Here is an 11,543-nt window from a genome sequence, read left to right on the forward strand (position 1 = left end):
TTCGCGAGCAAGCCCGCTCCCACATTGGGTGGATGTATAGCTTTGATAACTGCGACATCCTTGGCTACAAAACCCACACGCTTTTCACCGCTCAATCCGTATAATGCGGACCTTTCAGGGTTGTAAGAAATGCGGCATACACTTGTAGCCTTATTGCCCGAGCTTCCGCACAGGCCTGCTGAGCCGGGCCATCCACACAGGTGCCATCCATGGATTTCAACCCGCTTGACCTTATCCTGCATCTCGACGTCTACCTCGACCTGCTGGTAACCAATTACGGTCCGTGGATCTACGCCATTCTGTTTCTGGTGATCTTTTGCGAGACCGGCCTGGTGGTCATGCCGTTCCTGCCGGGTGATTCATTGCTGTTTATCGCCGGCGCAGTCGCGGCAGGCGGCGGCATGGACCCGGTCTTGCTGGGCGGCCTGTTGATGTTGGCGGCGATCCTCGGTGACAGCACCAACTACGTGATCGGGCGAACCGTCGGCGAACGCTTGTTCAATAACCCGAACTCGAAAATCTTCCGCCGCGACTATCTGCAAAAAACCCACGACTTCTACGACAAGCACGGCGGCAAAACCGTGACCCTGGCGCGCTTCCTGCCGATCCTGCGCACCTTTGCGCCGTTCGTCGCCGGGATTGCCAAAATGCCTTACCCGCGATTCTTCGGTTTCAGCGTGCTGGGCACTATCCTCTGGGTCGGCGGCCTGGTGACCCTGGGCTACTTCTTCGGCAACGTGCCATTTATCAAGAAAAACCTGTCGCTGCTGGTGGTGTTCATCATCCTGCTGTCACTGGTGCCGATGATCATTGGCGTGTTCCGCAGCCGCTTTGGCCGCTCATCCTCAGAAGCCAAGTCGAACTGACCCGCGATGTGGTCCCTCAGCGCCTGGCGTCGCCGGCGCCTGCTGGCCAAGCACCCGATTGCCGACGACACCTGGCAACGGGTGCGCCACCACTTGACCTTTCTCGACGGCATCAGTGCCGACCAGGACCTGTGGCTGCGCGAAGCCTGCGTGGTGTTCCTCGCCGAAAAACACCTCACCGCCCTGCCCGGCGTCGAGCTGCATCAGGAACAGCGCTTGCTGCTCGCCGCCCAGGCCCAACTGCCGTTGATGAACCTCGGCGACCTCGACTGGTATCAGGGCTTCCACGAAATCGTGCTGTACCCCGACGACTTCGTCAGCCCCCAGCGCCACCGCGACAGCAGCGGCATCGAACACGAGTGGGACGGCGAGCACAGCGGCGAAGCCTGGCAGCAAGGCCCGGTGATTCTCGCCTGGCCTGGCGTGCTCGCCAGCGGCCAGTGGGAAGGCTATAACCTGGTGATCCACGAACTCGCGCACAAGCTCGACATGCTCAACGGCGACGCCAACGGCCTGCCGCCGCTGCACCACGACATGCGTGTGCAAGAATGGGCCAGCGTGATGCAAAGCGCATTTGACGACCTCAATCGCCAGCTCGACGCCAACCCGGACGCTGAAACCCGGATCGACCCCTACGCCGCCGAAAACCCGGCTGAATTCTTTGCCGTCACCAGCGAATATTTTTTCAGTGCCCCGGATTTGCTGGTCGAAAGTTATCCACAGGTATACGCCCAACTCAGCAGCTTCTACCGCCAGGATCCCCTGGCCCGCCTGAACCAACTGCAAGCGCATGACCCGCGTTATCAGCCGCAGGGCGAATAACCGTACGACGTCTGGCGCATGGCATCGGCGACGGAATATGCCTATAATCGCCGCCACTTTTAGGCCAATCCGGCCAAGTTTCTTGGCCAACTAACGGGGGCAACGCCCAATGAGCTACAGCAAGATTCCGGCTGGCAAAGACCTGCCGAACGACATCTACGTCGCCATCGAGATTCCGGCCAACCACGCGCCGATCAAATACGAAATCGACAAAGACAGCGACTGCCTGTTCGTTGACCGTTTCATGGCCACCCCGATGTTCTACCCGGCCAACTACGGTTTCATCCCTAACACCCTGGCCGACGACGGTGACCCCCTCGACGTACTGGTTGTAACCCCTTACCCGGTGACCCCAGGTTCGGTTATCCGCGCTCGTCCAGTCGGCATCCTGAACATGACTGACGACGGCGGCGGCGATGCCAAAGTTATCGCTGTGCCGCACGACAAGTTGTCGCAACTGTACGTGGACGTGAAGGAATACACCGACCTGCCGCCACTGCTGCTGGAACAGATCAAGCACTTCTTCGAGAACTACAAAGACCTCGAAAAAGGCAAATGGGTGAAGATCGACGGTTGGGGCAACGCCGACGCCGCCCGCGCCGAGATCATGAAGTCGGTAGCGGCCTACAAAGGCTGATACCCGCTCCACATTGCCCAGGCAATCAAGAAAGCTCCGATCACTCGGGGCTTTTTTTGTGGGAAAAATTAAACGCAAAGTTCAACTTCTTACAGTTAAGGTTTAACCGAGTTTGATATCTGAAAGATCAGGCTACAACTAAGCAAATACCTACAGGCGCACGTCAACGCATGGTTTATTTGATCTGTTTTCCCCGCCAGTAAACTCGCGTTTATGAATACATCAGGTGATCGTTTAAAAGCGTTACTGCGGGAAGTGCATCTTTCCGCCTCCGACTTCGCCAAGAACCGTGGTGTCACGCCGCAACACGTGAACAACTGGTTCAAGCGCGGTGTACCCATGGGCCGACTCAACGAGATCGCAGAACTGCTGTGCATCTCCAGCCGATGGCTACGCACCGGCGAAGGCCCCAAACACCCACCGGCCAACTTCCTGCTGGAAGGCCCGGACACTCGCAAAGGACTGTCTGCCCGTGAAGAAACCGGCAAATACCTCACAGGCCCCGCCGCCCACGCGCAACAACTCGACGTGGAAATCCCGCTCCACGCTTCATTCACCGCCATCGAGTGCATCCGCGTCGCCCTGCACACACTCGAAGCCCTCAACGTAAAACCCGACCGCGCCCTGGGCGCCTTCATGGTCGACAACAGCATGATCGACATCATCCAACAAGGCTCCACCCTCGCCATCGACAGAGGCCGCACCCAAATCATCGACGGCGAGATCTACGCCGTCGAACACGACGGCATGCTGCGCATCAAATACCTCTACAACCGCCCTGGCGGTGGTTTGCGCATGCGCAGCCACAACGCCAGCGAACACCCCGACGAATACCTGACCCACGACCAGCGCTTCGAACAGAACTTCCAGATCCTCGGCTGGGTATTCTGGTGGTCCACCCTGAACAACCGCAGGCATGTGCCGCTCGACGAACACCTGCTGGGCTGGGAAGGCTCTAAACCGGAACCGGAGGTGGGCATTTGAAATGAATGTGGGTATCATGCGCCGCACCTTTGGCAGGGGGGTGGCACCAAGCTATCAACCTTGCCCGGCGATGCGGAGGAGTTCCCGCTGATGCCCCTACTATTCAGCCAGACGGTAAGTTGGCTGAGCGATTTGAAGGCTGGTGAGGTTTGTCAAAAATAAGCTGAAGCAGTCCCCGAGAAGCCGGCCACTAGCCGGCTTTTTAATGCCTGGAAAAAAAACCATCTCTCCACACCCCTCTTCCTCCCCAACACTACTCGCCAATTGTCCTAATTCAGTTGACAGTAAGACACATCCAACCCGATTTATCCCCCGCCGCCCACCCATTAATCTGTGCCCATGTTGAACGCAACGCCCAACCCACTTAAACAAAAAAGGATTCAACCATGAGCACTCCAACCTACAACCGCTTGAACAAAGACGACGCCATTGTGCTGCTGGTCGACCACCAGACCGGCCTGATCTCCCTGGTGCAGGACTTCTCGCCCAACGAGTTCAAGAACAACGTGCTGGCCCTGGCCGACCTGGCCAAGTTCTTCAACTTGCCGACCATCCTCACCACCAGTTTTGAGCAAGGCCCGAACGGCCCGCTGGTGCCGGAACTGAAAGAGATGTTCCCGGACGCGCCGTACATCGCTCGCCCTGGCCAGATCAATGCTTGGGACAACGAGGATTTCGTCAAGGCGATCAAGGCCACTGGCCGTAAGCAGATCATCATTGCCGGTGTGGTCACGGACGTGTGCGTAGCGTTCCCGACGTTGTCGGCGCTGGCGGAAGGGTTTGATGTGTTTGTGGTCACCGATGCTTCAGGCACCTTCAACACGACCGTGCAGCAGGCGGCGTGGAGCCGGATGACGCAAGCCGGTGCGCAGTTGATGAACTGGTTTTCGGTGGCGTGTGAGTTGCAGGGCGACTGGCGCAACGATATCGAAGGCCTGGGCAACCTGCTGTCCCAGCGCATTCCTAACTACCGCAACTTGATGAATGGTTACTCGGCGCTGACGGCGCGCAAGGACTGAACATAGCGACGCATACCGAACGCCTGCCCTGAAAAGCAGGCTTTCGGCGCTTCAGCCGACAGGCAGGTTGGCGTCGATTCGGCCAAGGGCACGCAGATAGAGATTCATAGTGGTGCCGGCGCCCGGGGCGGTTTGGACTTTGACCGTGCCGCCTGCACGCTGGGCGAATTCGAGCACCTGGGACAACCCAAGGCCTGTGCCTTTGCCCGCGCATTTGGTGGTAAAGAACGGCTCGAAAACCTTGGCAGCCAACATCTCGGGCATGCCGGGACCGTTGTCGGTGACGCTCAGCAGCAGGTAATTACCAGCAGCCAATGCTTCGTCCTGATCAACGCTGACCTGCCGCGAGCTGATGTGCACCCGGCCGTTGCCGCCCAGGGCATCGCGGGCGTTGACCAGCAGGTTGATGACCGCGGCGCTTAACTGAGCCTCTTCGCATAACACCCCGGTGCGCGCAGCCGACAGATCGAATGACAGCTCGATACCGTCCGAGACGGTCCGTTGCAGCACGTCACGCATGCTTTCAAGGCGTTCGTTAACGTCGATGCACATCAAGTTCGGGCTGTCGTGACGAACGCTGGTCAGCAGGTGGTTGACCAGCAGCCGGCCTTGATCCACGGCTTGCAGGCCCGCATCGCTGAACCGCTCGACATCCTCTGGCCGGCGCGCTCGCAGCCGCACCATCTGCAAGCTGGCACTCATGGCCTGCAGCAGGTTGTTGAAGTCGTGGGCGATACTGGCGGCCACCATGCCCAGGGACGATACGCGCTTGGCGTGGTGCATGAATTGTTCAGCCTGACGCCCCAGCGCCTGGGCTTGAGCGAGCTCGTTTTCCAGGCTGCGGGCGCGCAGTTCGCGCTGTTCACTGAGCAAGCGCAATTGCAGCAACGAGGCGGTCTGGCGGGCCAGTGCCAGCAAGGAATTGTGTTGCCCCACCGTCAGTGTGCGGGCCCGGGTGTCGATGACGCAGACCGTGCCCAACGCAAAACCACGATCATCGAGAATCGGCGCGCCCGCATAAAAGCGGATGTACGGCGGCCCCAGCACCAGCGCGCTGTGCTCGAAACGCGCGTCCAGGCTGGCGTCCTCGACCACCAGCACCTCATCCGGAGCCAGAATGGCGTGCGCGCAAAAAGCCAGGTCGCGATGGGTCTCGCGCACGTCCAGGCCGATGCAGGCTTTGAACCATTGGCGTTCCTTGTCCACCAGCGACACCAATGCAATCGGCACGTCGCACAGGCTGGTTGCAAGCAACACGATGTCATCGAAACCAGGTTCAGGTGGGCTGTCCAATACGCCCAGATGTTCCAGGGACCGGAGGCGCTCCTGCTCATTGGCGGGTAGCGGGGCAGGAAGATGAGGCATCTGCATACGTCGCGATCAGGTCCAGGGAAAAGAATGATGCTTGGGGAAGAACGGTGCAGCAAGGTAAATGAAGAAAACCTTATACCCGTGCGTCCGTTAGGCAACATCCGGGGATGGATTGTGGTTTTTCTGACGTTTCGGATTTGATCGGTGTGTATGAGGCAGTGGGTTAGAAGCACTAGGCCATTAATCGTTCCCAGCCTGGAGGGTTGACGCTTTCTTTTGCATGCAAGCGTCACCGGCCAACTCACGCTCGATCTGTTCAATGCTGGGCAAGCTGGTTTGCAACTCCGCCGGCAACGACTCGACCAGTTGATACTCAGCCACCCCGATGGGGCGGACGTTATCGCGCAGTGCGTACTCGGCGACGATCTTATTCTTGCTCTTGCACAACAGCAGGCCGATGGTGGGGCCGTCCTGCGGGAGCCTGAATTGTGCATCCACGGCCGCAAGGTAGAAACCCAATTGACCGAGGTGTTCAGGCTTGAACCGGCCGGCCTTGAGCTCGATGACTACATAGCAGCGCAACTTCAGGTGATAGAACAGTAAATCGACAAAAAACTCGTCACCGCCTACATCCAGGCGCATCTGGCGGCCGACAAAGGCAAAACCCGCCCCCAGCTCCAGCAAAAAATCGGTGACATGCTTGATCAACGCGCTCTCGATGTCGCGTTCATGGGCATCTGCGCCCAGGCTGAGAAAATCAAAGCGGTAAGGGTCTTTCAGAGACTCGCGCGCCAGATCGGACTGCGGTTTGGGCAGATGGCTCTCGAAATTACTCACCGCGTTACCGCTGCGCTCCAGCAGGCGAGCCTCAATCTGGATGACCAGGACATTGCGCGACCAGTTGTGCTTGATCGCCTGGGCGGCGTACCAGCGGCGGGTTTCGGGGCCTGGGAGTTTGTCCAACAGCGCCAGTTGGTGATACCAAGGCAATTGTGCAAGCACCTCTTGCACAAACTCCGAGTCCGGCCACGCCTCGGCAAAAGCGCGCATGTATTTGAGATTACGCGGAGAAAAGCCCTTCATTTCAGGGAAAGCAGCACGCAGATCCTGCGCAAGACGCTCAATAACCTTGGCGCCCCACCCCTGCTTGGCCTGGCGGGCCAGGATATCGGCGCCGATCTGCCAGTAAAGCAACACCAACTCCCGGTTTACCGCCAGCGTGGCGCGCTGTTGAGCACTATGAATGCGGCTTTTGAGGTCGACCAGCCAATCGCTGTAACCCTCAGGGGCCATGGCTAGGCCACTCGATGTGTCGTTCATGCCTGTTCCCCCTGAATTAATCGCCGGAAGCGGCAGACTAGTCACGGGGTTTGGCGCTCACAAGCAGCCAAAATCGCTTCAGGAAGGGGCCTGCTTAGCATTCGGAACTGTCCTGCTGGCTATTGAAAATCACGTACCCGACATCACACCTTGACCCTCCCCTATACGGCAACCCTTACCCTGAAAGTCATCATTTTCAGGACTCTTTCCATGACTCAACGCACCCTGGTTATTCTCGGCCACCCCTCCCGCACCAGCTTCTGCGGGGCCCTCGCAGACACCTATCTCCACTCTGCGAAAAACGCAGGCCACGAGGTGCGCGTCCTGAGCTTGGGCGAAATGGCTTTCGACCCCGTCCTTCACCACGGCTACACCCGGATCCAGGCACTGGAACCCGACGTGCTCCATGCTCAATCCGATATGCTCTGGGCGACTCATCTGGTATTCGTGTTTCCGGTCTGGTGGGGTGGCATCCCGGCGCTGATGAAGGGGTTTATCGATCGCACTTTCCTGCCCGGCTTTGCCTTCAAATACCGCGTGGGCAAGCTGTTCCCGGACAAACTGCTGCACGGCCGAACCGCGCACTTGCTGGTGACCCTGGACACGCCGGCGTGGTATTACCGTTGGATAAACCGCATGCCGGCCATTCATCAAATGCGCATCACGACGCTGGTGTTTTGCGGCATCAAACCAACCAAAACGCTGATGTTCGGGCCGGTGCTGGGTTCTAAACCGACACAGCGAGAAAAATGGCTGACACAGACCGCTGCACTCTTGGGAAAAAGGAATTTTCATGTACATCGGCAAAGCCGCGCAGTTGTCGGGCACGACCATCAAGGCGATTCGGCACTATGAGGCAATTGGCCTTATGCCGACACCGCAACGCGAGGGCCAGTACCGGGTGTATTCGCAGCAAAGTGTTGAGCTGCTGATGTTCATCAAATGCGCGCAGCAGTTGGGATTCAAGCTCAAGGAGTTGCAGGAAATCCTTGGAAGCCACCGACTTGAGGGCTTGCCGTGGGATCGGGCGGACCAAGCCATCGCCAAAAAGAAACAGGAATTGGCCGTGAAAATAGCTGAACTGCAAAAGATGCACGGGAACTTGCTGGCATTTGAGGCACAGTGGATGGAGGCGCAAGGCCAGTGCTCCTCAGCAACAAAGGTAGGGTGACTCCCATTGCAGAGAGAAGCGGCCAAGGGGCTCATTTAATCAGCCGAATAAGCGCGTTATTGGGCTCACATGCCCAGCGACCCGCCCGGCTCATTTGCCCAGAATCCGCATGTCTGCTAGTGTCCCGCCGGTTTACCGTCTACCGGAATAGCCGCCATGGCCCGCAAAAAAGTTGCACTCGATTTCGAACAATCCCTCGCCGACCTGCAAACCCTGGTCGAGCGTCTGGAGAACGGCGAGTTGTCGCTGGAAGACTCGTTGACGGCGTTTGAGCAAGGCATCGGCCTGACCCGCGACTGCCAGAGCGCCTTGGCGCAGGCGGAGCAAAAAGTGCAGGTGCTGCTGGAACGCGACGGGGAGTTGGCCGAAGAACCTTTCGATGCGGAACAGCCCGAATGATCGACGCGTATCAGGCCAGTAGCCAAGCCCGGGTAAATGCGGCGCTCGAGCCCTTGTTTGTTGCGCCAAGCCCGCAAATGCAGCGCCTCTATGAAGCCATGCGCTACAGCGTGATGAATGGCGGCAAGCGCGTGCGCCCGTTGCTCGCGTATGCAGCCTGTGAAGCGTTGGGCGCACCGGCCGAGCAGGCCAACGGCGCGGCCTGTGCGGTAGAACTGATCCACGCCTACTCCCTGGTGCATGATGATTTGCCGGCGATGGACGACGACGATTTGCGTCGCGGCCAGCCGACCACCCATAAAGCCTTTGATGAAGCCTATGCGATCCTGGCCGGTGACGGTCTGCAGAGCCTGGCGTTCAGTGCATTGCTGGACCCGCGCTTGAACAGCGTGAACGCCGAGATCAACCTGCGCATGGTCACGGCGCTGGCATTGGCTGCGGGCCCGGCCGGTATGGTTGGCGGGCAAGCCATCGATATGGGCTCGGTCGGCCTCAACCTGGACCAGCAAGCCCTTGAGCACATGCACCGCCACAAGACCGGTGCGCTGATCGAGGCGGCTGTGCACCTCGGCGCTTTGGCCAGCGGGCATGCCGAGCCCGCACAATTGGCGGCCCTGCAGACGTATTCCCGCGCAGTTGGCCTGGCGTTCCAGGTGCAGGACGACATTCTCGACGTGGAAAGTGACACGGCGACCCTGGGCAAACGCCAAGGCGCTGATATCGCACGCGACAAACCGACGTATCCGGCCTTGCTGGGGCTTGAAGCTGCCAAGGCCTATGCCCTTGAACTGCGTGACCAGGCGCTGGCCGCCCTGCGACCTTTCGACGCGGCAGCCGAGCCGCTGCGTGACTTGGCGCGGTATATCGTCGAACGTCGCCACTGATATCCGCGGCCTTTGCGGCCGCATATCGGCCAAGTTCGGCGCTCTGCGTGGGCAGTTTGCACTGCTTGAGGTAAACTGCCGCCTCTTCTATACCTATAACGATTCGCCTGATGCCCACGACGTTTCAAGAGATTCCCCGCAAGCGCCCGTCCACGCCCCTGCTCGACCGTGCTGTCACGCCGGACGGCCTGCGTCGGTTGGGTGAAGCCGAGCTGGAAACCCTGGCCGATGAGTTGCGCCTGGAATTGCTCTACACGGTCGGCCAGACCGGTGGGCATTTTGGTGCCGGCCTGGGCGTCATCGAGCTGACCATCGCCCTGCATTACGTTTTCGACACCCCGGACGACCGGCTGGTGTGGGACGTGGGCCATCAGGCGTATCCGCATAAAATCCTCACCGGCCGTCGCGAGCGCATGGCCAGCCTGCGCCAGAAGGACGGTATCGCCGCCTTCCCACGCCGCGCCGAGAGCGAATACGACACCTTTGGCGTCGGCCACTCCAGCACCTCCATCAGTGCAGCGCTGGGCATGGCGATTGCCGCCCGCCTGCAAGGCAGCGATCGCAAGGCGATTGCGGTGATCGGGGATGGTGCGCTGACCGCCGGCATGGCCTTCGAAGCACTGAACCATGCGCCGGAAGTGAACGCCAACATGTTGGTGATCCTCAACGACAACGACATGTCGATCTCGCGCAATGTCGGAGGCCTGTCGAATTACCTGGCAAAAATCCTTTCCAGCCGCACTTACGCGAGCATGCGTGAAGGCAGCAAAAAGGTGCTCTCGCGTCTGCCCGGCGCGTGGGAAATTGCCCGGCGTACCGAAGAATATGCCAAGGGCATGCTGGTGCCCGGCACCCTGTTCGAAGAACTGGGCTGGAATTACATCGGCCCGATCGACGGCCATGACCTGCCGACGCTGATCGCCACGCTGCGCAATATGCGTGACCTCAAGGGCCCGCAGTTCCTGCACATCGTCACCAAGAAAGGCAAAGGCTTCGCCCCGGCGGAAGTCGACCCGATTGGTTACCACGCAATTACCAAGCTCGAACCCATCGACGCCCCCGCTGCTGCGCCGAAAAAAGCCAGTGGGCCGAAGTACTCCGGTGTGTTCGGCGAATGGCTGTGCGACATGGCCGCCGCCGACTCGCGCCTGGTGGGCATTACCCCGGCGATGAAGGAAGGCTCCGATCTGGTCGAGTTCAGTGAGCGTTTCCCGCTGCGCTACTTCGACGTGGCGATTGCCGAGCAGCACGCCGTGACCTTCGCTGCCGGCATGGCCTGCGAAGGCGCCAAGCCGGTGGTGGCGATCTACTCGACCTTTCTGCAGCGCGGTTATGACCAGTTGGTGCATGACGTGGCGGTACAGAACCTCGACGTGCTGTTCGCCATCGACCGCGCCGGCCTGGTGGGCGAAGACGGCCCGACCCACGCCGGCAGCTTCGACCTGTCCTACCTGCGTTGCATCCCCGGCATGCTGGTAATGACACCGAGCGACGAAAACGAACTGCGCAAAATGCTCAGCACCGGCCACCTGTACAACGGCCCGGCTGCCGTGCGCTACCCGCGTGGCAACGGCCCGAATGCAGTGATCGAAAAAGACCTGGAACCGATTGAAATCGGCAAGGGCATTATTCGCCGCCAGGGCAGCAAGCTCGCGTTCCTGGTATTTGGTGTGCAATTGGCTGAAGCCTTGAAAGTCGCCGACAAGATTGACGCCACCGTGGTCGACATGCGTTTCGTCAAACCCCTGGATGAAGCGCTGGTACGCGACATCGCCGCCGGCCACGAGCTGTTGGTGACCGTCGAAGAAAACGCCATCATGGGCGGCGCCGGTGCCGCGGTCAGCGAGTTCCTGGCGCGGGAGAATATCCTCAAGTCGGTGCTGCACCTGGGCTTGCCGGATGTGTACGTCGAACACGCCAAGCCGGCGCAGATGCTGGCCGAGTGCGGGCTGGATGAAGCCGGTATCGAGGCGTCGGTGCGCGAGCGCATGGCACTGCTGAACCTGTAACCCGATTCCCCGGTAAAACAGGGACTAAAATGTGGGAGCGGGCTTGCTCGCGAACGCGGTGGATCAGCAGCATTGACTGTGACTGACACACCGCCTTCGCGAGCAAGCCCGCTCCCACATT

12 protein-coding genes are annotated in these 11,543 nt (G+C 59.7%); 10 read left to right on the forward strand and 2 right to left on the reverse strand.

Annotated features, from left to right (window positions below; translation table 11 throughout):
- Positions 1-209 precede the first annotated feature (209 nt).
- From WBR57_RS25955 to ycaC, 5 genes are all read left to right on the forward strand, one after another.
- Positions 210-866: a DedA family protein gene (locus WBR57_RS25955; RefSeq protein WP_424087829.1), complete on the forward strand. Its 657-nt coding sequence runs from the start codon at positions 210-212 to the stop codon at positions 864-866.
- Between the two features lie 6 nt (positions 867-872).
- Positions 873-1,688, forward strand: a complete 816-nt coding sequence (locus WBR57_RS25960) for a zinc-dependent peptidase (protein WP_424087830.1) — start codon at positions 873-875, stop codon at positions 1,686-1,688.
- A 109-nt stretch (positions 1,689-1,797) separates the two neighbouring features.
- Positions 1,798-2,325 (forward strand): inorganic diphosphatase, encoded by a 528-nt coding sequence (gene ppa, locus WBR57_RS25965; RefSeq protein WP_003176323.1) that lies wholly within the window; start codon positions 1,798-1,800, stop codon positions 2,323-2,325.
- Between the two features lie 213 nt (positions 2,326-2,538).
- A complete protein-coding gene (locus tag WBR57_RS25970) occupies positions 2,539-3,309 on the forward strand; it encodes a LexA family transcriptional regulator (protein WP_424087832.1) in 771 nt (256 codons plus the stop codon).
- A 386-nt stretch (positions 3,310-3,695) separates the two neighbouring features.
- A complete protein-coding gene (gene ycaC / locus WBR57_RS25975; protein ID WP_424087834.1) occupies positions 3,696-4,328 on the forward strand; it encodes an isochorismate family cysteine hydrolase YcaC in 633 nt (210 codons plus the stop codon).
- A gap of 51 nt (positions 4,329-4,379) precedes the next feature.
- On the opposite strand, the gene WBR57_RS25980 is transcribed toward ycaC, so the two are convergent.
- Together WBR57_RS25980 and WBR57_RS25985 are read right to left on the reverse strand one after the other, a co-directional pair.
- The gene (locus WBR57_RS25980; RefSeq protein ID WP_424087836.1) at positions 4,380-5,693 is read right to left on the reverse strand and encodes a sensor histidine kinase; all 1,314 of its coding nucleotides are present in this window, start codon (positions 5,691-5,693) and stop codon (positions 4,380-4,382) included.
- Between the two features lie 186 nt (positions 5,694-5,879).
- Positions 5,880-6,959, reverse strand: coding sequence for a PDDEXK nuclease domain-containing protein (locus tag WBR57_RS25985; protein ID WP_424087838.1), 1,080 nt, complete (start codon positions 6,957-6,959; stop codon positions 5,880-5,882).
- A gap of 210 nt (positions 6,960-7,169) precedes the next feature.
- On the opposite strand from WBR57_RS25985, the gene WBR57_RS25990 reads away from it, so the two are divergent.
- The 5 genes from WBR57_RS25990 to dxs all read left to right on the forward strand — a co-directional run bounded on the left by WBR57_RS25990 (position 7,170) and on the right by dxs (position 11,422).
- A complete protein-coding gene (locus tag WBR57_RS25990) occupies positions 7,170-7,814 on the forward strand; it encodes an NAD(P)H-dependent oxidoreductase (protein ID WP_424087839.1) in 645 nt (214 codons plus the stop codon).
- Positions 7,753-8,130, forward strand: coding sequence for a MerR family transcriptional regulator (locus WBR57_RS25995; protein ID WP_424087841.1), 378 nt, complete (start codon positions 7,753-7,755; stop codon positions 8,128-8,130). The genes WBR57_RS25990 and WBR57_RS25995 overlap by 62 nt, the downstream gene beginning before the upstream one ends.
- A 156-nt stretch (positions 8,131-8,286) precedes the next feature.
- Positions 8,287-8,529, forward strand: coding sequence for an exodeoxyribonuclease VII small subunit (locus tag WBR57_RS26000; protein WP_003176346.1), 243 nt, complete (start codon positions 8,287-8,289; stop codon positions 8,527-8,529).
- Positions 8,526-9,413, forward strand: a complete 888-nt coding sequence (gene ispA / locus WBR57_RS26005; protein WP_424087844.1) for a (2E,6E)-farnesyl diphosphate synthase — start codon at positions 8,526-8,528, stop codon at positions 9,411-9,413. The genes WBR57_RS26000 and ispA overlap by 4 nt, the downstream gene beginning before the upstream one ends.
- Before the next feature lie 110 nt (positions 9,414-9,523).
- Positions 9,524-11,422: a 1-deoxy-D-xylulose-5-phosphate synthase gene (gene dxs / locus WBR57_RS26010; RefSeq protein WP_424087846.1), complete on the forward strand. Its 1,899-nt coding sequence runs from the start codon at positions 9,524-9,526 to the stop codon at positions 11,420-11,422.
- Positions 11,423-11,543 lie beyond the last annotated feature (121 nt).

This window comes from Pseudomonas sp. (assembly GCF_049590575.1).
Taxonomy (GTDB): Bacteria; Pseudomonadota; Gammaproteobacteria; order Pseudomonadales; family Pseudomonadaceae; genus Aquipseudomonas.